The sequence below is a fragment of the Bernardetia aquimarina genome, assembly GCF_042180575.1.
Taxonomy (GTDB): domain Bacteria; phylum Bacteroidota; class Bacteroidia; order Cytophagales; family Bernardetiaceae; genus Bernardetia.
The window spans coordinates 1144331-1166911 of record NZ_CP170094.1 but is presented as its reverse complement, the minus strand read 5'-3'; the positions used below and the strand labels follow the sequence as shown (position 1 = coordinate 1166911).

Sequence of the window (22581 nt, the reverse complement as noted above, 5' to 3'; positions counted from 1 at the left end):
GGTAGGTAAATAAAAGTTTAGTTCTCAATTCGCTTCAAAACAACTTGTTCTTCTTGTTTTGACATAATTTGATTGATAAAACCCCTTAAAACAAGATATTCTTTAGGCGAAAATATTTTTTCATTAAACTGTGTTCTGCAACGAATCTGAATTTTATTTCCTTTTTGACTAATCGTATAACTATAAGCAGCTTTTCCTCCTAATAAATCATATATTTCAGATTTAGGCATTTCATCTACTTCATAATTTTGAGGAATATCCAAAATTAGCATATAAGTATGTGTTTGTGCAGTTCCAAAATCTACTGGATAGGTTCTTTCAGGGTTTTTAAATGGATTTTCTTCAAAAAGACTAGACAAAACAGGTGTAAAGTAAATCAAATCTGCTGTTGATTCTGCTGACTGACTTTTTATTTGCATTGTAAGTCCTAAAGGTTCTTGCAAATCATCAAGTCCTTCAAACTCAAAAGATTCTACTTTCAGTTCTGCATTTTCTATGCGTTCTTTGATATATTCCTCTTGATTTTTGGCTTCTAATTGGTCAGCAATTCTTCTTTTTATATGGTCATATGCTGTAATTTTCATTGTTCCTGTTAGGTTTCCCTTTTCATCAAGTTTCAAAAGAGCTTTGGTACTTTGTTTTTGTGTTACACCATCTGAAATATCAAACCACTTTACAACACCTTTATTAACAACCCAAGCCTGCCCATTATAACAATGAAAAGGAAGAAGTCCAGTAGGTAAATGATTTTGAGTAGCATCTAAAAAATAATGCTTTTGGTCTAACAAAACATAAGCAACCATGTAATTGAATTTCCAAATAGATGGAGATAAAAAAGGGTTTATTTTTCTATTTTCTCTTGTACTAAGTAGCATAGGTTCGGCAAACAAACCTGCTTCTTGCAACATCACTAACATTACAAAATTCAAATCAGCAGCATTTCCTGATTTTTCATCGATCGTTTTTTTGATTCCTTTTGTAAAAACGCCAACCTCTTTGTTGTGTTCAAAGTTTTTTACTACAAATTTATGTATAGCTGCCATTTTCTCTATTTGACTCATCTCAGAATGAATTAATGTGTCTAAGATGGGTTGAATATGCCTAGTTTTATTTAATTGCTCACCAAAGTTACCCATCATAAATAGACGTTCTGCTTTTTGTGTCATTTTGGGATTAAAGACTTGAGGAAGGGGCATAAAATCAAATTGCAATGAGTTATATTCTGCTGCAAACCATTGTATATGGTCAGCAGAAGAGGTCATATATAGTTCTCTCTTGAAGGCAGGAAGGTTTTTTACAGCTAGATGTATATTACGTGTTAAGAAACCTTCTCCTCCATCAAACACTTCTCCTGTTGTTTCTTTATTGATTTCATATTCAAAACCACCTTTGTGAATAGGGCTAATACCAAATACTTTTGGAATCATAGTATAATATTCACTCCAAAGAACAGGTATTTCGTGTTGAAAGCTCCAACCGTTTGTAGCTAATTGTCTTTCTACAGTATAGCTATATTCTATGACACAACCCTCTTTCATGCTCGGCAAAGCAAAACTAATTTCTTTGTAATCACTATTACTTTTATCTATTACATTTTTTTCAAAAATGTCATCTTTTGATAGTTCGTATTTCTTTATTTTTCCTTCTTCTTCTACATAAGTTGTAGCTTTTATATCTGTAACATTGTCTCCTTCACTATCAGCAGAATAATGTCTTTCCTCTGTATAGTTTATATTTACATTTCCTTGGTCTAAAGCTATTTTATTGAAAATTTTGATACGTTTGTGAATATCTATGTAGGTAATGTATTTATAAAAATCACCTCTATTTGTCGGAACTTTTTCGATTTTAGTAACTGATTTACACGTTTCGAACAAAATAATAGCATCAGCTTCTGGAAAAGCATCATGTTTTTTCATTTGCACTTCCTCCAAACTTACCTTTCCAAATTTAGAAGTATGTTCTTTAGAAAACTGTCCGTAGGACAAAGAGATAGGAAAGAAAAATAGATTTAATAATAACAATAAAATAAAAAGCCTTTTCATTTATGTAGTGATTTTTGCAAGTAAAAATTAATTATATCACAAAAGTACTATATGTAATCAAAATACTAAAATTTGAAGTTAAAATAATTAAATAATATGTATGATATAAAAATTTTTATATAAAATTAAATTTTGAAAAAATATTTTTTTTAGTTTTATATATTTTAAACGAAATTTTTTTATCTTCTTTGTTCTGGAAAAGTGTCTTTTTATGAAATAATATTTTGTGATGGTGTATTGAAAAAAATGCTAACTTTTTAATAAAAAAAACAAGTTGTTGTTTGTTATAGTGTTGATTTTAAGACTGTTGTAGTCGTAACTTTTATTAATAGCTGTTTCTTTCCATGTAGGTTTGTAGAATCAAAACGGCACTTATTTTATCTACATTTGATTTATTACGACGATTTTTCTTACTCATTCCTCCACTAATCATGGCATCTAAGGCAAGTGAAGAGGTAAAGCGTTCATCTTCTAATGCAATCGGAATATCTGGAAAAAGTGTTTCTAGTTTTTTCTGAAATTTTACAACGGCTGCTGCATTGCTAGAAGGAGAATTATCTAATTTTTTTGGCATTCCTAATACAAAAACTTCTACTGGTTCGGTTTCTATATAATTTTTGAGATATTCTAATACTTCATTTTCTGCAACAGTTTCTAAAGCTGTTGCAATTATTTTTTCAGAATCTGTAACGGCTAGTCCAACTCTTTTTTGTCCGTAATCGATGGCTAATAATCTTCCCATAGTATTTTATTTTTATTGATAAGTTTATCTTTTCGTTGAATTTTAGACGAATAATTACTCAAAAGTACGCTAAAACAAATTCATTCCTGTTTTTTTTACAAAAAACTCTAATTTTATTCTTAAATTTCATTTTGGTAAACGTAAATTTATAATCAAACCCCTTTAAAAAATGATACACTCATTATTTTCAAAACTACTTATCGCTGGAATTCTTTTTTCTTTTTATTCATGTGGGACTCCTACAAATACAGAAACCACAACAGAAGAAACTAAAGAAGAAAATACTGAAATTCAACAGGCTGTCAATGCAGAAGCCAACAAAGAACAAGAAAATTTAGACTATGCTGAAAAGCAAGAAGCTACCAATCAAGCCATTGCTTTTTATGAAGCCTTAAAAAATGGGTTGTACGACAAGACTACTGAAATGGTAGATAAAGAAAATTATGAAAAATTTTCAGAAACAGAATGGATTGCGCTTCTCAAAAAAGAAACTGAAACAAAAGGAGAAACCGAAAAATATGCCATGCAGACATCTACCCTAGAAACGTTAGAAGATGGCAGCAAAATTGTAAAAATGACTTTTGATGTAACTCGCAATGGCAAAAAATACAAAGAAGAAATGGACTTGATAAAAATGAATGGAAAAACATCTTACCTTTTAAAAGAAATTGAGTTTGAAGCAGAAACTGCTAACACAGAAGAAGATGATGATTAATAGTTTGTTGTTCAAATTTAGTTGAGATTTCTTTTTTTGAATCCTCATTGATACCTGTATTTGAGGCTCAATGAGGATTTGTTTTAATTCCCAAAAAATTCAAAAATACCTTAAAATGAATAGTTCTTTAAAAGAAAAGATACAAAAAATCAAAATCATCCTTACTGATGTAGATGGAGTTTTGACAGATAGCAAAATCATTTATGATGATAATTTTTTAGAATACAAAAATTTCAATGTCAAAGATGGTTTTATTATCAAACCACTTCAAAAGCTAGGTTTCAAAATTGGTGTAATCACTGGAAGAGAATCAGATGTAGTAAAAAAACGCTGTCAAGAACTCGGTTTTGATTTTCATTATCATGGAAAAGGAGGAATAAATGCTAAATTAGATACTTTTCAAACCATTCTCACAGAAAATTTAGTAGATGCCGAAAATATTGCTTATATCGGTGATGACTGGATAGATTTACCTATTTTGATGCGTTGTGGACTGAGTGCAGCCCCAAAAGATGCTATGAAAGAAGTATTAAAAAGAGTTGATTTTGTAACCGAAAGAAAAGGAGGCGAAGGAGCATTGAGAGAGTTTGCTCAATTTATTTTGGAAGGACAAGAAAAGTTAGAGGATTTAATTCAGGTGTATTTGTAAGGACATAATTTATTGTTTAAAAATCCTTAAAGTATTGATTTACTGTTTAGTAGGGTGTAATTCTATGCCCAACCTTGCAACTAAGTAGCTAAATAAACTGTCCGTATAAAAGAACACAGAAGAATACAGGAAACATAAAAATTACTTTTCTATGATAAAATACATTTACTTACTACTTTTTATTTTATTTTCCATAACTCCACTTTTTGCACAAGTGGGTACACCTCCCATGACAGGATTTGCACCCAATGAATACAATGGAGCACCAGATATTCGTGCTATTATGCAAAGCAAAAGAGGTTTTTTGTATGCTAGTTCGACAGGAGGAAATCTCTTAGAATATGATGGTATTTCTTGGAAAAGAATTGCTGTGCCTTGTACTCACATTAATACGCTCGTTGAAGATAAGAATGGAAATATATTTTTTGGAGGTATGTTTTTTCCTTGTGCAGCCTATTTGCGTCCTAATAGTACAACTGGACAATGGGAAACTGTTCCAATTAATTTAGATTTGCCTGATTCTATTATTGCAGGGAATAATTTTGGTATGAGAGTTCGTCAAATAAATGGCGAAATATATTGTATTTTGCGTGGTGGTGCTATAGGAAAAGATGTGTCATCAGTTCATAAGTTTAAAAATGGAAAATTTATTCCTCTTCCTTTGACCTCTATATCTTCTACTACATTTATTACAGAGAAAGGTCTTTTTAATGTAAAAGCAAAAAATAAAATAGATGTATATGATTTGAATGGAATCAAAAAAGATAGTTTTCAAATAGATGTGGAGGCAGAACCATTAGCTTTCTATCAATTTAATGATTATTCAGAGGATGAGATTTTATTCTTAACTGTTTTTGATAATCTTTGGAAATATAATTTCAAGACAAAAGAAACATCATCATTTTTTTCTTCTGAGGTTACACAAACACTTAAAGCTGCCCAACCTCTCAATTTTAATATCCTTACAAATGGAAATATAGCCATAGGAACAGTACAAAAAGGAGTTTTTATTGTTGATAAAAATGGAAATATCATAAAAAATATTTCTACTGCTGAAGGGTTGAGGGATAATATCGTAATGGCAACTACTCAAGACAAACAAAACCAACTTTGGACAGCTTTATATAATGGAATAAATAGAATAGATATTAATGCTCCTCTAAGTGTATGGACAAAAGAAAATGGAATTTTGGGAAGCACAACACAGAATATAGTCAAATATCAAGATACTTATTTTGCTGCTACTATTAGTAATGTTGTTTTTTTTGATAAAAATGAAAATACATGGAAGTCTGTAAAAGGGACTAATATAGAAAATTATATTGCTGGAATACTTACTTTATCAGACCAAAAGGAGCATTTGTTTATTGGAAATGTAAATGGACTGCAAGAAGTTATAAAAGATGGTAAAGAAGGCTGGATAGTAAAAGACATCATAAAATCAAATCAGCAACTTCGAATTAGAGGAGTAGCAAATCATTTTTCTTCTCCAAATAAAATATATGCTTGGGGACTAGCTAATTTAGGATATTTCAATTACGATGAACCTTCTAACCAATTACAAGTAATTGAGGCATTAGAAGGAATTAGAGTAGCTTTTGGTCTAACACAACATATAGAAAATTCGATTTGGACAATCGCAGTAGAAAAACAACAACCTGTAAGGCTAGAATTGCCTAGTGAAAAAATGACTGTAATGCCTTATGATACAGCATTTGTAACTCTTTTTAATGGAAAATTAATTCTAGCAAAAAGCAATTTAGATTCTATTTTTAGTTTGGATAAAAACAATCAAAAAGTATATGATAAAAACATCAGTAATCTTTTAAAGTCTTACAGAAATCGTCAAATAGGATTTCAAGAAGATAGTTTGGGTTCTTTATGGATATTCAACCTTCAAGATTTTTTTATCAACGTACTGCGTAAAACAGAAAATGGCTATCAAAGAGATAATTTATTAGAACAGTCTTTAGGAAAATATGTAATAAGAGGGATTTATTCAGACCCTGATGACAAACAAATTGTGTGGGTAAGTACGACTGAAGGTGTTCTGCGAGTAAATATGTCAAAATCAGAGGTTCAAACAGATAATCAAGCTAATTTTTCGACTCATATTCGTCAAATAAAGATTGGACAGGATTCTCTTATTTTTGATGGGAATTTCTTTGAAATCAAAAAGTTAGAGAATGATTCTACTCAATATACTATTTTGGCAAATCAGCCCAAAAATCAAGTGATAGAATTAGACTTTATAAATAATTCTATTGCCTTTCAAGTAGCAGCACCATTTTTTATAGAGGAAAAACAAATTCAGTTTGCTTATTTTTTAGAAGGGCTGGATACAAAATGGTCAGACTGGACAAAATTAAGTGTAAAAGAATACAATAATCTAAGAGAAGGAAGCTATACACTTCATGTAAAAGCTAAAAATTATTTAGATCAAGAAAGTACAGAAACAACATATCAGTTTAAAGTTTTTCCTCCTTGGCATCGTACCACAACAGCCTATGTTTTGTATGTGATTTTTGGAGTAGGAATCATTTTTGGGTCAAGTAGAATTTATACCCATCGTTTGCGCCAACAAAATGAACAATTAGAAAATTTAGTTTCAGAACGTACAGACGAACTTTATCAAAAAAATGCAGAGCTCTCTACTCAAAATGAAGAAATTGTGCAGCAGCGAGATCAATTAGATGTCAAAAACCAACATATTGCAGAACAAAATAAAAATATCGTTTCTAGTATAAATTACGCAAAAAGAATCCAAACAGCACTTTTACCAATGGAAAAGCGTATTAAACAAGAAATTCCAGAGCATTTTATTTTCTATAAACCTCGTGATATTGTGAGTGGCGATTTTTATTGGATAGAAAAAGTGGAAGATAAAATAATTATTGCTGTGGCAGACTGTACAGGTCATGGCGTTCCAGGGGCATTTATGTCTATGCTTGGAAGTAGTGGACTTACTGATGCTGTTTTTCAGCAAAATCTAACTGCGCCTGATTTGATTCTGACTCATTTACACAACTATATTTTTGCAGCTTTAAAGCAAAGTCAATCTGATAATAGAGATGGAATGGATATTTGTATTGCTGTTTGGGATAAAACAAAAAATCAAATTCAGTATGCAGGGGCAATGAACCCAATTTATTATGTTCAAAATGAAGAGCTTTTTATAATAAAAGCAGACAAAATTCCTGTTGGAGGAACAATGGCAAAAGAAAGAATCTATACACCTCACACTATAAATCTTCATGTTCCGACAACTATTTATTTGGCTTCAGATGGTTATCAAGACCAGTTTGGTGGAGAAAATAACAGAAAGTTTATGACAAAACAGTTTAGAGAACTTTTATTAGAAATTTCGCATCTGCCTATTAAAGAACAAGAAAACAGGATTGCTAATGTCTTCGAACGTTGGAAAGGAACAACACATCAAATTGATGATGTTTTGGTAATGGGAATGAAAGTGGGGTAAATTTTAATTCATTTGAAGCAACTTAAAACTAAATTTATGTATCTGTGTTTAAAGAGGTAAGAGAATGAAAAATAGAGATAAAACAAAAATCCTTTTTTGGGAAAAACAAAAAAAGAATCAAAAGGTACTAGGTTTACTCTTATTAAATTCTTAAACTCCCTAAAAATCAAGTTGTTTACTTCGATTTTTTTATAGAAAAATTGTATCTTCGTAATAAATACAATTTAACCAAAAAGTTAAACAACTTATTGATTAGTCATTCATTCATCCATAGAAAAAAACAAAAAAAGGATAAGAGAAAAATAAGAATACATTTTTACATTTTAGAAATGATTTTGATATGTTTATTGCTATCTATTTTTTGTACTAAAACACAGACAGAATTTTATGCAAAAACAAGAACAAACCAATATTAGAGAGAAAAAAACAACTCTTGAAAAAATGGAACAACAACACCCTTACGTCATGATGATGTACTTGGGTATCATGGGAATATTTATGGCGTTTACGCTTTTGATGTTATTGTTTTTTAATGAATCTTTGATAAAAGCTATAAGTCATCCTATTCAGTTTCCTTACGCTTTTTTTGTTAGTACGATAGCCATTGTAAGTAGTAGTTTCTTCTTAGAAAAAGCACGTCAGCAGTTTTATAAAGACAATTTTAGAAAATTAAGAAATAATCTTTTAGCTGTTTTTGGTTTGGGAGTTATTTTTCTCTCTTTGCAAATAATTGGAGGTTATGAGTTACACCAAAACAAAATTTATTTAGAAGGCAAAACTGCAGGAGCATATCTTTATATAATTTCGGGTTTTCACATGATTCATCTTATGGGAGGTCTTATCTATGCAGCCATTTTGCTCAATCAATATATCAAAAAAACTGATGATGCCGTTCAAATTTTAATTACAGTTACAAATCCGTATGAAAAAATTAAATTACAACTTCTTACTATTTATTGGCATTTTATGGATGCTCTGTGGGTTGCCATTTTTGTAGGATTTTTGATTGCTTTACTGTAAATGAATTAGATAATAGATGAACTGAAAAAGCAGAAAATAGATATTTTTTCTGCTCACAACTTTAAGATAAGAATAGGATAACTAAACAGAATTTAACCTTATGAAGGTGCTGTTTAGTTATCCTATTTTTTGCTTTATCAATACTCATGTTCTATAAAAATAGACTTTCCACAAAAATTATTAGACCAGTAAATAGAATTGTAAAATCACTAAAAACGTAAATCAATATTTTTAAAAATCATAATTAAAGTCATTTTTTTAATCAAATAATCATATTTTTTTGAATAAAAGAGTGCTTTTTTTCTGTTGTCTATATTTTGTCCATACTCATTTTTAGGAAAAATACATACAAAACTCTTGTTTTACAGTATAAGATTTAAGAACGCAATATTATCAAAGCGTTTACATTAAATTTTCAGTAAGCCACTTTTTATCATCAAAAGGAAGTACTTATGAAAACTATTTACCACTTTAAATTACAAATATTATGTTACAACAATTCAGTAAAATTTTCCTTGTCTTATTTATTTTTGCAGGTGTTTTCTTTTCTTGTACAAAAGATGATGAGCCTACACCAACAACAGACCCAAATCCAACAGATACCACTACTGTTGGGGATACTACTACTACTGGGGACACCACAACAAATGATACCACAGATACTCCTGACCCAGAGCCAGAACCAGAACCTACTGCAATTACTATTATAGGTTCAGATTTCGCAAGATACGAAGGAGTAGGCTCAGAATTTACAGCCAAAGGAATTCTTTTATCACAAGTAGAAGTACCGACAGAGGGAGAGAATCAGCTTTGGGATATTAGTTCTTATAATGCTTCTAATATCGCTTACTTTCAACATGATAGACTTCCTGTTCCTGATAACACTTCATTTCCTTCTGCTACTTACATAACTATAATTCCATCAGAGTTTAATGAAGCACTTACTATAAAAAGTTTCTATGAAGTATCTGATGAAGGTTTTCTTAGATTAGGAGGAGTAGTAAATCCAGATACATTGAATTTAGGAGGGGGAACTACTCTTACAGCATCAGGAGAAGAGATTGTTTATGAAGATAAAATTTATGATTTTCCTATGAATTATGGAGATATGGTTGATAATAATTGGGTGTTAGAAGAAAACTATTCTCTTACTGCTCCTGCTTTTGGATTATCTAATGCACCTGTAAGTAGAAAGCTTACTAAAGAGGGTAAAATAGAAATCGTTGGTTGGGGGAAAATCGTACTTCCTCAAGGGGCTATTACAGATTCGGTTGAAGTACTTTTAGTAAAAGATACTAGAAAAACTGTTCTCAATTACTTTTTAGATGGAAGTACAGCTCCAGCAGCTCTTACAGGGGCTTTAGGCTTAACAGAAGGTGAAACAGAAAACTCAATTTCATACGTTTTTATATCTAAAGAATTTGGTAGAGTACTACAACTTGATTTTGATATGAGAAGTAATGGAACTCCTATTACTCCAGCAAGAACAGCTTACTATATGACTAGCAAAACAGAATAAACACATTAAAGACTAAAATGAAGTTATATACACTTTTCATATTAGAGTAAAAATAATATGAAACCGTCTATAATTTAAAGTAGCGTATCAAAAAACCACTTTTCATTGAAAGGTGGTTTTTTTGTTTTTGATAATCAATAGAAAATTAGCGACCTTTGTATTTATTTTAAATTTAATCTTGTTGTTAGTTATGCTAATGCCATCAAAACTAATGGTGTTTTAGGGAAACAAAAGCAACAAAAACCGTTTCCACTATTTCAGCATGAATATCAATACTGCCAAATTTTTAGAAAGTAATCCGTCTGTAAAGACTTGTCCTTCACCTCACATGCCCGAATATGCCTTTATTGGACGTTCGAATGTGGGAAAATCTTCGCTCATTAACGCAATGACAAACCGAAGTAGTCTTGCCAAAACTTCTTCTACACCTGGTAAAACACAACTTATCAATCATTTTTTGATTAACGAAAACTGGTATTTAGTTGATTTGCCTGGATATGGATGGGCAAAAGTAAGTAAATCACAACGAAGAGATTTTGAAGGATTGATTACAGAATATCTTTCTGAACGCAAAAATTTAGTAGTTACTTTTGTTTTGGTGGATATTCGCCACGAACCACAAGCTATTGATTTAGAATTCTTTGAATGGTTAGGCGAAAATCAAATTCCGTTTGCTATTGTTTTTACAAAAGCTGATAAACTCAACAACAGTAAATTGGTAGCTTCTTTAGAACGTTATGAAACAGTTTTGAAATCTCGTTGGGAAGCTCTCCCTCCTAATTTTATTACTTCTTCTGTCAAAAATGAAGGAACAGAAGATATTTTGGTGTATATAGAAAAGTATAATAAAGCACTTGAGGAAAAATTTTCTCAGATTCAGCCTATTAAAGTAATAAAAGAAACTCCAGAATTACCCCAAAAACAAGTAAAGAAAGCAGCTAAACCTAGAACATATAAAAAAGAAGATGATGAAAGTAAACTAAATGACTTTGAGAAAAAATCGTTTGATAAAAATGCTCCCAAACCTTCAAAATATGCTTCTCCTAGAAAAACAAATTCTAAATATACTGTTCCTTTTTCAGATTCTAATCAAAATGATAAACCTACTAAAAATACAGGAAAAAGACCTGCCCAAAATGTAAAACGAAATTCGAAGGCAGCAGAAAAGAAAGAATTTGGAAAGGAGGAGTTTGCAAAAGATGGCTCTAAGAAATTTAGTAAGAAATCAACACCTTTTAAAGGAAAATCTAAGCGACCTAAAAAGTAAGACAAATCTTAAACTAAGATTCTATTTTATTTTTACTATTTTTGCGCTCTTGCATTTATTGTAATTTAAAATGTAGCATAGGCTTTAGCCTTCGAATAAAATTTTAGTTCCTAAAAATCGTTTATCTAAATGAACTGATTTTTACACAAAAATTGAAATATAATTCTCTTATACAACTAATCAACAAAACTCTACATAAGTATATATGAAACTTAAAGAAGTAGCCGTTATTTCGGGCAAACCAGGACTTTATCAAATTCTTAAACCTACTCGCAATGGAGTAATTATTGAAGCTATTGGAGGAGGTCGCTCCAAAATTATGGCAGATGCAAGCCATCGTATTTCTATTCTAAAAGAAATTTCTATTTATACAACTACAGAAGAAGGGTCTGTTCCTTTGCAAGATGTATTTCATAAAATGTATGACAAATATGCACTCCAATTAGACATCAAAACATCTGATAATACTGCATTGAAAGGTCTTTTAAATGATATTTTACCAGAATGGGATAAAGACCGAGTTTATACTTCGGACATCAAAAAGTTAGTTATGTGGTATGGTATTTTGGCTGAACATGCTCCTGAACTCATTGATCCTGCTCAAAAAGAAGAAGATGAGGACGAAGAAGTTGTGGTAGCACAAAGAGAAGAAAGTCAAGCTAAATTAGAAGAAAATTCTGAAGAGCCAGTTACCATTTCTAAAATGGAAACAGAGCCAAAATCAAAAGCCAAAACTAAAAAAGCAGCAGCTAAAGTAGATGCAATGGTAGAAGCTGAAACGTCTGCAACAGAAGAAAAACCAAAAAAAGCAACTACTAAAAAAACGGCTGCTAAGAAAACAACAACAAAAGCAACAGCTAAAAAGACTGAAAAACCATCAGCAAAACAAAAGCCAACTACCAAAGCCGTAAAAGGTAAAAGAGGAGATAAATAATTTTAGTTGTCTTTTCTACGAAAACCTAAATAGAAAGTTCTATTTAGGTTTTTTTGATTATAAGATTAAGTTGTGACGCAAAAAAAAAAACTAAAAAATGATACATGTAAAACAATATAATTCAAATAAAACAGTAAAAAATATTTTTTTGATTAATGTATTATTTCTTTGCTTTTTATTTTTACCCTCTTGTATGATGACTAAATACAAATTTCAAGAAAAAAGTAATTCTATCATCTCCAAAAATAGAAATTCAATTAGCTCAATAAGAATATATGAAATAGAAATTCCTCTGAAGCGTGAAGATATGAGAAAAAACTTAGTAGCTCATTATGAAGCAAAAGTAAATACATACTCTAAAAAGTTTTCATTAAAAGACTTTAGCTCTCACTATTTTAGATGTAAAGAAGGTTGCTCGTTTTTTATGGAAAAAGGAAAAGCATATATGATAAGAGTTTTTCCAAAGTTTGATGGAAGTACTGCTCCAATCTTTATCAAAGTAGAAAAAGATGGACAACTAAAAAGTATAAAAATTGAAGACATTTTTCAAATATAAGTATTTTTATTTACACAAGTTTTGTATAATTCAAAAATAAATATTAACTTTGCAGTTCGTTAAAAAGCGGGTAGATAACAAAATTTAGACTTTTTAGAACAAAATAAAAACTAAAATAAGCTCTGAATTTAGAAAAAATAATCACTTTTTGATAGTTAATCTATTAAATAGCGTTGTTCTGCCTCTACAAATAGAATAAAAGGAAGTGTTCTATTTAATTCTGAACATTCATTTCTCTATTCTATTTATTATCTAAATTCTAACTTATCAAATCTAAAATCTAAATTTAATTTTATGGCTAAACAAGACAGCATCGAACAAGACGGAACTGTATCAGAAGCATTATCAAATGCTATGTTTCGTGTGTCTCTTCAAAATGGACACGAAGTAACTGCTCATATTTCTGGAAAAATGCGTATGAATTATATCAAAATTCTTCCAGGAGATAAAGTGAAGTTAGAAATGTCGCCGTATGATTTGACCAAAGCCCGTATCGTATATCGCTACAAATAAAAATGTAGGTCATCTTTATTCTTTCTTTTTGATTGTTGCTGATTAGAAAAGAAAAGTAAAGTTGATGTTCTTTTTTCTTTATATATAAATAAACTTTTCACATTAATTTTCGAATTATGAAAGTTAGAGCTTCCGTAAAAAAGCGTAGCGTAGATTGCAAAATCGTACGTCGCAATGGAAAAGTTTACGTTATCAACAAGAAAAACCCTCGCTTTAAGCAGCGTCAAGGTTAATTTTGGTTTTTTTGATGTAATTTAATTATAAATTGATTAGTTACAATCAAAAAATGCGTAACCTTTTTATATTAGGAAATAAAAATTAAGTAAAAAACGGTTTCATTCGTAATTCATAATTTTTAATTCGTAATTGTTTTTAATAAATCATCACTTAGAATTAATCAGCTAATATGGCAAGGATTCAAGGTGTCGATATTCCAGATAATAAGCGTGGAGTCATTAGTTTGACATACATCTTTGGCATTGGAGATACTCGTGCAGGTCAGATTTTAGACGCAGCAGGTGTAGATCAAAACAAAAAAGCGAAAGATTGGTCTGATGACGAAGCAAAAGCTATTCGTGAATATATCGGCGAAAACTTCAAAGTAGAAGGTGAACTAAAATCCGAAGTACAACTAAACATCAAACGTTTGATGGATATCGGTTGTTATCGTGGTTTACGCCATCGTAAAGGACTTCCTGTAAGAGGACAACGTACACAAACAAATGCACGTACTCGCAAAGGAAAACCAAAAACGGTTGCAAACAAAAAGAAATAATAATTTTTACTTTTATCTTTATTATAATAATAAGGGTAAGAAAAAGTCTAGTAGAGAAGTATTACATGTATCTAATGACTTATTATTGATGAATTTCATTCGTAATTTGTAATTGATTCTTCGTAATTGATTCTTTGCAGCTTAAACGTTTAAAAAACTTATGGCACAAAAGCGTAAAGACAAAGCCAAAAAACGAGTAGTGAAAGTTGCTGCTGTGGGTCAAGCTCACATCAAAGCATCTTTTAACAACGTTATTATTTCTATGACTAACGAAGCAGGTCAAGTTATCACTTGGGCAACGGCAGGCAAAATGGGTTTCAGAGGTTCTAAAAAGAACACTCCGTATGCAGCTCAAACAGCAGCTCGTGATTGCGCTCAACGTGCTTACGACTTAGGTCTTCGTAAAGTAGAAGTATTTGTCAAAGGACCAGGTTCTGGTCGTGAGGCAGCTATTCGTACAATCCACAGTGTAGGTATTGATATTACATCTATCAAAGATGTTACTCCTCTTCCTCACAATGGTTGTCGTCCTCCAAAACGTCGTAGAGTATAATTTTATATTCTAAATTGTCAGACACTTCAAAGTGTTCAGACAATTAAAGTTTAGGACAGGCTAAGAAAATTTGGATAGAATATTCTATCTCGCTTCTCCCAATTCTAGCGTAAAAAGAGTTGATAGTGAGTTGAAACGTTAGGTGTTATTCTCCCTTGTTGCGTGCTTTAGATAAAATTTAGATATAGTTATTATAGATATTTTAAATCGACTGGCTCGGCAACTCTTATTTTTTTGAAAACGGATTAGTTATAACCTTTCTAATCGTCTGTTTTCTAAGAGATTAATTATAAACTGACAGTATTTGCAGTTTGTAATTTTATATCAAAACAAAGAATAAATAACGTAGAGAAGGACTAGAATACCCCGTTTAGCTCACGACTGTAAGAATCCGATAAGGAAATAAAAGTTTTACGCAGGTATTTATAATATCTATTATTAATGAATTACAAAGTAATCAGTTTCACTAAGTGATAATTCGTAATTTTTAATTCGTAATTCGTAATTGTTATTTATCAATTATTTTTACTTTTAGAATTTATTTTTAATTTTCGTATAGTAAACACGAAAAATACAAAACAGTATGGCACGTTATACAGGACCTACGGCAAAAATTGCTAGACGTTTCGGAGAGGCAATCTTCGGACCAAGCAAAGCCCTAAAGAAAAAAGCTTATCCGCCGGGTCAGCATGGAAAAGGTCGTCGTCGTAAAGTATCCGATTATGCAGTCCAGTTGATGGAAAAGCAGAAAGTAAAACATACTTACGGTGTACTTGAGCGTCAGTTTTCGAACGTATTTAAACATGCAGTTCGAGCGCAAGGCTCAACAGGCGAAAACCTAATGAAATTCTTAGAAACACGTTTGGACAATGTAGTTTATCGTTTGGGTATTGCACCTACTCGTAGAGCTGCTCGTCAGCTTGTTTCTCACAAACATATTACCGTAAACGGAGAAATTGTAAATATTGCTTCTTATTCATTACGTCCTGGCGATTTAGTTGGGGTACGTGAAAAATCGAAGTCTTTGCAAATTATTACTGATGCTTTGAGTGGAAGAGCAAATGCTCGTTACTCTTGGTTAGAATGGGATAATACAGAGATGCAAGGCAGATTTATGATGCTTCCAGAGCGTGAGGAAATTCCAGAGAATGTTCAAGAACGTTTAATCGTTGAATTATACTCTAAATAATCCTAGCTTATAAAACCTAATTATTCAGGTATAATTTAGACAGTATAGAAACTGTTCATTACTTGATAGGTTATCAATTCTTTAAAAAACACTTCAAAATATACAGTAAGTTCTATGGCAGTATTAGCGTTTCAAATGCCCGACAAAGTGGTAATGGAGAAAGCCGATGATTTTCACGGTATTTTCGAATTCAAACCATTAGAACCCGGTTATGGTGTAACTGTTGGTAACGCACTTCGTCGTGTATTACTTTCTTCATTGGAAGGGTATGCAATTATCGGTATCAAAATGGGTTCAGTTTTACATGAGTTTTCTACCGTCGAAGGCGTTGTAGAAGATGTAAGTGAAATTATTTTGAATTTAAAGATGTTGCGTCTTAAAAAATTAGTAGAAGATGAGTCTAGTCAGAAGATTACAATTCAACTTTCTGGAAAATCTGAACTAACTGGAAAAGACATTACAGATGCTACTAATGAATTTGAGGTGTTGAATCCTGAATTGGTAATCTGTCACATGGACGAATCAGTAGAACTCGAACTTGAGCTTTTCTTAGACAAAGGACGTGGATACGTTCCTGCCGAAGAAAATCGTCAGGCAGAAAATTCTTCTAGCTACATTCCAATAGATGCTATTTATACGCCAATTAAAAACGTAACGTATAGCATCGAAAACACTCGTGTTGAGCAAAAAACGGATTATGAAAAATTAGTTATGGATATCCAAACTGATGGTTCTATTCATCCAGAAGATGCTCTTAAAGGTGCAGCTCATTTACTTATGCGTCATTTGGCTCTAATTTCTGACCAAAACATTACGCTTGATTATTTGGAAACACAACAAGAGGAGGAAGTAGATGAAGAATTTGTAAGAATGCGTAAGCAACTCAAAACAGCTCTTTCAGAAATGGATTTGTCTGTTCGTGCTTACAACTGCTTGAAAGCAGCAAACATTCGTACACTTGGCGACCTTGTAAGTTTGGAAATTTCTGATATGATGAAATTCCGTAACTTTGGTAAGAAATCACTTACTGAATTGGAACAACTTGTATCTGATTTAGGACTTACTTTTGGATTAGACATTGCTAAATACAAATTAGACGAAGATTAATTGTAAAAATCAATTACGAATTAAAAATTACGAATTACGAATATAACGTATTAATACTACTTTAGATTCAAATTTAATTAATTTTCATTCCTAATTATTTATACATGTTCTTTTAAATGTATTTGAAATTGTCTGATTTAATGTTCTACTACTGGCATTTAATACAGAACTCCAGGCAAGGTTTGTTTTCTATAAAATGAACTTGTCCAAACTTATACGAAAATGAGACACGGAAAAAAATTCAATCATTTAGGGCGTACATCATCTCACCGTAAGGCGATGCTCTCTAACATGGCGGCTTCTCTCATATTATTCAAACGAATTCAAACAACTACTGCGAAAGCGAAAGCATTACGTAAATATGTAGAGCCTTTGATTACTCGTGCGAAGGGTGGAACTCAAAACGACCAACGTGTTGTTTTCTCTTACCTTCAAAATAAAGAAGCTACCAAAGAGCTTTTCAATGAAGTAGCTCGTAAAGTGGGTGAGCGTCCTGGTGGATACACACGCATTATCAAACTTAGTTTGCCTCGTTTGGGCGATAATTCTGATGTTTGCTTTATCGAACTTGTAGATTATAACGAGCTTATGCTACAAGAATCAAGCACTTCAGGACGTACTCGTCGTGGTCGTCGTAAGAAGAAAAAATCTTCTGATGATACACAAACAGCTTCTTCTGAAGCAACGCAAACAGAAGAAAAGAAAGCAGATGACACTTCTTCTGACGAGGAAGAATAATCAACACTTGATTTTCTCAAAATAAAAAACCAACTTTCTAACCTTATAGGTTTTGAAAGTTGGTTTTTTTGTGGGATATATTCTAAAATTTGAGCTTCAATTTATTCTTTCAAATAAAATATCTTTTACAGTTCCTTCTGCTGCTACTTTAAAAGTCTGTATTTTTCCTTGTTTATTTCTTTGAAAAGAAAGTCGCATTCGTTGATTTGTTCCAAACTCATCTTTTCTTCTTGAAGAGAGTTCTATATGTTCATTATTTGGAAAAGAAAGTATTAATTCCTCGTTGTTTTTTAAAATGTGATAGGTAACATCTAACTCTTCAGAGTAAAATTTACCGAGATAATCATCTTTATTTATCTTTTCCTCAGCAAATAAATTTACCTTTTCAAAATAAAATATTCCTCCTCCAAAATTTACACTTAAATCCATATCAGCATTGCTATTTTTTTCAGAAGTGTTATAAAAACTATACACTACATTTCTAGCATGAATACGATAAAATGTGTTTTCTGAATCTGTTAGTAATGAAATAGCATTCTTTCCCATATTTGTTTTTACCTTTAATGTATCATTTTCTAAGAAAAAATCCATTAATAAATCACTATTTAATTCTTGATACGAACCCAAAAATAATTTTAATTCTTCTTTAGAGTGTTGATAAACATTTTTTTCTTTATTCTTTTTGCTTTCCTTTTGTCCAGTCATGACCTCTAAAATATCAAATGCAATACCTTGAGCATTAATATGTTCAGAATTGGTATAAACCATAATTGAAATTTTTCTTTTAGGAATACACACAAAATATGAACGCATTCCTATATCTCTACCTCCGTGTGCTACCAAAGTATCTCCTTCAAACTCCCATACAAAAATGCCACGAGCTTGTGTTATCAAAGAACCATCATTGAGAGCATCTTTTGTAGTTAGAAATTTTGAAATATAAGAAAATTTATGTGTTTCATCTAAAAATATTTTAGACCATTTTGACATATCCGAAATAGTAGTTTCTATACCTCCTGCTCCTACACACAAGGTAAGTGATTTTGGGTGTTTATATATTTTTCCATCAAAATAATATCCACAGGCTTTATTTGGAATTATTGTTTCTAAATCATTTTGATAAAATGTGTCATTCATTCCTAAAGGTTCAAAAATTTCTTTTTTTGCAAATTCTGAAATTGTTTGTTTAGAAACTCGCTCTATAATCAGAGCCAAAAAGACATAATTAGTATTTGAATACAACATTTTTTGTCCTGCTCTGTTATTTATTCCACGCTGACGAAACATCAATTTTTCAATCATTTCATTAGTATAACCTCTATGTTCATAATCAAAACCTTGCAAACTCAAAAGAATATTGTGATTACGAATTCCACTTGTATGATTGAGTAAATGTTTTATTCTGATTGTATCTCCATAAAAAAGAAGTTCTGGAATATATTTTCGGACATCATCTTCTACACTCAAAAGTTGTTGTTTTTCTAAAATAGCAATACAAGCAGCCGTAAATTGCTTAGTAACTGAAGCTAAACCAAAAACGGTACTATCATTAAATGGAACTTGATATTCTAAGTTGGCAAAACCTGTGTAGTTGTGGTGTATCAACTTACCATTTTGGGTAATTCCGACTGTAATACCTAAATCTTGGTTTTGAGTGTTTTTTTGAAGAATAGAATCAACTTTAATTTCCCAGTCTGCTGGTTTAGTTACTAATTGAGCTTTTTGGGCAAAAATTGTAAATGTATTTGAAAATAATAATATCACTAGAAATAATGAGCTAATAGGGGATAAAAAATAATTTTTCATTAAAAGTAATTTTAAAAAGAAAGTATATAAAAATAATATCCTTGCCAACCAAATAAGAAAATTAGTATTCTGTTTAGTTTGGATAATTTTTCTTATAAAATGATAAGAGTTATAAATAAACAGCTTTCTGTTGCATTAATTAATGTGAGTTTTGGAAAGCTGTTTTAGGATTCTATAAAGTTATATTAAGCTATTTGAATTGACTTTTGATAAAGCTGATAAAAGAAAATAGGTAGAAAAACGCATGCAAAAATGCCACAACCAATAGTAAATATAATACTTGCATAAGGAAAATGTAATCCCTTAAAAATCATTCCTGTACTTATCAATGCACCTGCTAGAATGCCAATACTTAGACGAGTTTTATCCATTTTATCAAGGCTATTTTTATTTTTGAAAGCTAATGCTACCAAACTAGGTAAAGCAAAAAAGAGTAAAATAACATTGCCTAACTGTAATAGAACATTAGCATAAGGCCAGTGTAAATGCTTGAAAAGCAAATAAAAAGAAAGTGAAAAAGCTACTAAAAAGCTAGAGGAATACAAGATACGTTTCATAGTAATTTGGGTTTTGAAATGAGTAATAAAAAATAATTCTTCTTCTATTTCACTAACTCCATTAGGAGCAATAGAAACTGAAGCCTCTTTAATGCTTTCCTCAAAAGAAAAGCCTTCACTCATTTTACTTTCTACAAAGCAACAAAAGTGGTCTAACAAACTGTCTTGTAAATCAGTATCTTGAAGAGGATTTTTAAAAATACGTTCACAAATCAGTTCTACTTGATTTTCATTAAGTGTTACCATAAATTGGTTCGGTAGTAATAAGATGATGGATTGTACTCAAAAAGTCTAAAAGTTCATTGATTGCCTTTGCTGTTGCTGTTTCTCCTGCTGGAGTAAGATGATAATATTTGCGTACTCGCTTTCCTATCATTACTTTTTCACATTCAATCAAGCCATCAGCTTCTAATTTGTGAAGAGCAGGATATAATGAGCCTTCTTTTATTAATACTTTGCCATCTGTTGTTTCTTTGACACATTGCGCCAACTCATAACCGTACATTTTGCCCTTTTCGGAAAGCAAACGAAGGATAATAGTTGTTAGTGTTCCTTTGAGTAATTCTTTGCTTGGATTTGTTTTCATTTTTGCATAGATATTTAATACATCGTAAATCTATGTATTTATACTCAAAACGCAAAAAAAAGTTGCGTTTTGGCGCAACTTTTTTAATTATTTTTCAAATAAAGGCTTTTAAAGCAATTTAAGGGTGCTTTTTATTTCTTTTTGTTTGGAGAAGCTAATTGCATTTCTTCACAGTCATTAGAAATTTTATATACACTCATTTTTTCTTTTAAAGTAAAACCCATCTTTAGTCCTTCAAAAATGATATATATTTTTTCATTATTAGATTCTGTTTCTAATTGAGCTACTTGTTTTTGTCCTTTTGCATCATTATAAGTCAAAACATATTTATTATTCTCTTTTTTTACAGAAATAAGTTGATACATCATAATATCATATAATCCAGCCATCACAAACATGGGTTCGCCATTACTAACATCAAAATAAAATGTACTTATAGGTTCTCCACATTGTGTATAAATGATTTCTATGTTGTCTTCTGTTGCTAATCCAATATAAGTTTTGTCTTGAAACGTAGCTAAATATTTATTTTTATCAGCATTTTGAGCATACGTAGAAAAAGAAAATGATAGAAATAAAACTAAGAAAACACTAAAAATAAACCCTAAAGATAAGATTCGTAAATTTTTGTTTTGTTTTTTTGTATTTATTTCTAAATTGTGTGTGGCTACTTTTGTGAAAGTTATGTCAGAATTATTTGTGAGATGGTTCATTAAGGTATAGGATTTGAGATAGATTTAAAAGAGAATTATAAATTGATGAAAAACAATTTATATTAATACATTTTCAATAAAGTGTGAGTAAGTAGCGTTATTTGGATAATATCTTTTTTCTCTTCTAGTTCTACAACACAATTTATTAAAATTAAATTAGCAAATATTGATTTATTATATTTCAAGCAAATTTTGAGCAAATTTTGATAGATAGGGCAATAAAACGCAATAAATTTCTTATTTTTACAAATTATTTTATAAAAATATAATTATTAGATTTTTTATAAAAGCGTAACATAAAAAATCAAATTCTAATCAAAAACGACTCTATTCTAATAGAAATTTAGATAAATCAATATCAAAACGAAATAAAACAATCCGTATTCCATATTATGTTTGCAACTATGACTTCAAACCATTTATTTACACATGCTAAAAAACTAGGAGCATTTCTAATGCTTTTGGTATCTCTTCTTTTATTTTCTATGAGTCAAACACAAGCTCAAGTAAGTATGAGTATTGCAGGACGTTATCAAAAATTTATTGGAGGAGAAGAACGTTTTCCTTTTGGTAAAGTAGAAGATTTTCCTCCTTTTGCAGGATTAGAAGCCCGTTTGAATATTGGACTAAACTACAAAACTGCTCTTTCTTTAGAAGGCTCATACATGATGGGTACAAAACGTGGAGAATTTGCTTATGCTAATATGATTACAACTAAAAATATAGCTGTTGAATTGAGTGCAAATCTGCGTTACTATTTATTTGGAGCTTATAATGATAGAGGTGGTTTTTATACCTATGGAGGAATGAGTGGAGGAATGTATAATATTGACTGGACTCTTAAAGATTATGAAAGGTTAGAGGGGAGAGAAGCCTTTCCAGAACCACAATACTTTCAAGATGTGCAGTTTTGGCTTTTGAGTGTAAATGCTGGACTTGGTGCAGAAGTTTATACAGGTTCTTTTTATATTTTTGCTGAGGGAGGAGGTTCTTACCGTTTCAAAGATTATGTTTCTAATGTAACTGTTAATACACCTCAATTACATCATTATTGGAAAGCTAATGTGGGAGTACGTATTCCTTTTGGTGGTGGTCCTCAATAAAATAACAGATTTACTA

At 30.8% G+C, this 22581-nt stretch carries 22 protein-coding genes; 16 read left to right on the top strand and 6 right to left on the bottom strand.

Annotation, left to right across the window (positions count from 1 at the left end; translation table 11 throughout):
• Nucleotides 1-17 precede the first annotated feature (17 nt).
• Both ACE193_RS04855 and ruvX read right to left on the bottom strand, forming a co-directional pair.
• Nucleotides 18-2045, bottom strand: coding sequence for a DUF3857 domain-containing protein (locus ACE193_RS04855; protein ID WP_375561881.1), 2028 nt, complete (start codon nt 2043-2045; stop codon nt 18-20).
• 325 nt (nt 2046-2370) lie between these two features.
• On the bottom strand, nt 2371-2787 hold the full coding sequence (gene ruvX / locus ACE193_RS04850) for a Holliday junction resolvase RuvX (protein ID WP_375561880.1): 417 nt from the start codon (nt 2785-2787) through the stop codon (nt 2371-2373).
• Between the two features lie 169 nt (nt 2788-2956).
• Here ruvX and ACE193_RS04845 point away from each other — a divergent pair, with 169 nt between their 5' ends.
• From ACE193_RS04845 to rplQ, 15 genes are all read left to right on the top strand, one after another.
• On the top strand, nt 2957-3502 hold the full coding sequence (locus ACE193_RS04845) for a hypothetical protein (RefSeq protein ID WP_375561879.1): 546 nt from the start codon (nt 2957-2959) through the stop codon (nt 3500-3502).
• 115 nt (nt 3503-3617) lie between these two features.
• Nucleotides 3618-4151 carry a KdsC family phosphatase gene (locus tag ACE193_RS04840; RefSeq protein WP_375561878.1) on the top strand — a complete coding sequence of 178 codons (534 nt, stop codon included), beginning with the start codon at nt 3618-3620 and terminating at the stop codon, nt 4149-4151.
• Between the two features lie 151 nt (nt 4152-4302).
• A complete protein-coding gene (locus ACE193_RS04835) occupies nt 4303-7629 on the top strand; it encodes a SpoIIE family protein phosphatase (RefSeq protein ID WP_375561877.1) in 3327 nt (1108 codons plus the stop codon).
• 387 nt (nt 7630-8016) lie between these two features.
• The gene (locus ACE193_RS04830; protein ID WP_375561876.1) at nt 8017-8649 is read left to right on the top strand and encodes a heme-copper oxidase subunit III; all 633 of its coding nucleotides are present in this window, start codon (nt 8017-8019) and stop codon (nt 8647-8649) included.
• Nucleotides 8650-9136: 487 nt separating this feature from the next.
• Nucleotides 9137-10168 carry a hypothetical protein gene (locus tag ACE193_RS04825; protein WP_375561875.1) on the top strand — a complete coding sequence of 344 codons (1032 nt, stop codon included), beginning with the start codon at nt 9137-9139 and terminating at the stop codon, nt 10166-10168.
• 262 nt (nt 10169-10430) lie between these two features.
• Nucleotides 10431-11435: a ribosome biogenesis GTP-binding protein YihA/YsxC gene (yihA, locus tag ACE193_RS04820; protein ID WP_375561874.1), complete on the top strand. Its 1005-nt coding sequence runs from the start codon at nt 10431-10433 to the stop codon at nt 11433-11435.
• 205 nt (nt 11436-11640) lie between these two features.
• Entirely contained in the window at nt 11641-12369 is a 729-nt protein-coding gene (locus ACE193_RS04815; RefSeq protein ID WP_375561873.1) for a DUF5606 domain-containing protein, read from the top strand.
• A gap of 196 nt (nt 12370-12565) precedes the next feature.
• Entirely contained in the window at nt 12566-12925 is a 360-nt protein-coding gene (locus tag ACE193_RS04810; RefSeq protein WP_375561872.1) for a hypothetical protein, read from the top strand.
• A gap of 294 nt (nt 12926-13219) precedes the next feature.
• Complete coding sequence (infA, locus tag ACE193_RS04805) at nt 13220-13438, top strand: translation initiation factor IF-1 (protein ID WP_014798808.1); 219 nt, start codon at nt 13220-13222, stop codon at nt 13436-13438.
• Nucleotides 13439-13554: 116 nt separating this feature from the next.
• On the top strand, nt 13555-13671 hold the full coding sequence (gene ykgO / locus ACE193_RS04800) for a type B 50S ribosomal protein L36 (protein WP_014798809.1): 117 nt from the start codon (nt 13555-13557) through the stop codon (nt 13669-13671).
• A 173-nt stretch (nt 13672-13844) separates the two neighbouring features.
• Complete coding sequence (gene rpsM / locus ACE193_RS04795; RefSeq protein ID WP_375561871.1) at nt 13845-14213, top strand: 30S ribosomal protein S13; 369 nt, start codon at nt 13845-13847, stop codon at nt 14211-14213.
• Between the two features lie 160 nt (nt 14214-14373).
• Nucleotides 14374-14766 (top strand): 30S ribosomal protein S11, encoded by a 393-nt coding sequence (gene rpsK, locus ACE193_RS04790; RefSeq protein ID WP_338792234.1) that lies wholly within the window; start codon nt 14374-14376, stop codon nt 14764-14766.
• A gap of 583 nt (nt 14767-15349) precedes the next feature.
• Complete coding sequence (gene rpsD, locus ACE193_RS04785) at nt 15350-15955, top strand: 30S ribosomal protein S4 (RefSeq protein ID WP_338767786.1); 606 nt, start codon at nt 15350-15352, stop codon at nt 15953-15955.
• A gap of 114 nt (nt 15956-16069) precedes the next feature.
• Nucleotides 16070-17062: a DNA-directed RNA polymerase subunit alpha gene (locus ACE193_RS04780; protein ID WP_375561870.1), complete on the top strand. Its 993-nt coding sequence runs from the start codon at nt 16070-16072 to the stop codon at nt 17060-17062.
• A gap of 222 nt (nt 17063-17284) precedes the next feature.
• Nucleotides 17285-17800, top strand: coding sequence for a 50S ribosomal protein L17 (gene rplQ, locus ACE193_RS04775; protein WP_375561869.1), 516 nt, complete (start codon nt 17285-17287; stop codon nt 17798-17800).
• Between the two features lie 96 nt (nt 17801-17896).
• Here the strand turns inward: rplQ and ACE193_RS04770 are convergent, their stop codons facing one another.
• The 4 genes from ACE193_RS04770 to ACE193_RS04755 all read right to left on the bottom strand — a co-directional run bounded on the left by ACE193_RS04770 (nt 17897) and on the right by ACE193_RS04755 (nt 21462).
• Nucleotides 17897-19606, bottom strand: a complete 1710-nt coding sequence (locus tag ACE193_RS04770) for a serine hydrolase domain-containing protein (RefSeq protein WP_375561868.1) — start codon at nt 19604-19606, stop codon at nt 17897-17899.
• Between the two features lie 185 nt (nt 19607-19791).
• Nucleotides 19792-20409 carry a hypothetical protein gene (locus tag ACE193_RS04765; protein ID WP_375561867.1) on the bottom strand — a complete coding sequence of 206 codons (618 nt, stop codon included), beginning with the start codon at nt 20407-20409 and terminating at the stop codon, nt 19792-19794.
• Nucleotides 20396-20749 (bottom strand): PadR family transcriptional regulator, encoded by a 354-nt coding sequence (locus ACE193_RS04760; protein ID WP_375561866.1) that lies wholly within the window; start codon nt 20747-20749, stop codon nt 20396-20398. Before ACE193_RS04760 ends, ACE193_RS04765 begins: the two co-directional genes overlap by 14 nt.
• 131 nt (nt 20750-20880) lie before the next feature.
• On the bottom strand, nt 20881-21462 hold the full coding sequence (locus tag ACE193_RS04755; protein WP_375561865.1) for a hypothetical protein: 582 nt from the start codon (nt 21460-21462) through the stop codon (nt 20881-20883).
• Nucleotides 21463-21854: 392 nt separating this feature from the next.
• Between ACE193_RS04755 and ACE193_RS04750 the strand changes: the two genes are divergently transcribed.
• Entirely contained in the window at nt 21855-22565 is a 711-nt protein-coding gene (locus tag ACE193_RS04750) for a hypothetical protein (protein ID WP_375561864.1), read from the top strand.
• Nucleotides 22566-22581: the final 16 nt, after the last annotated feature.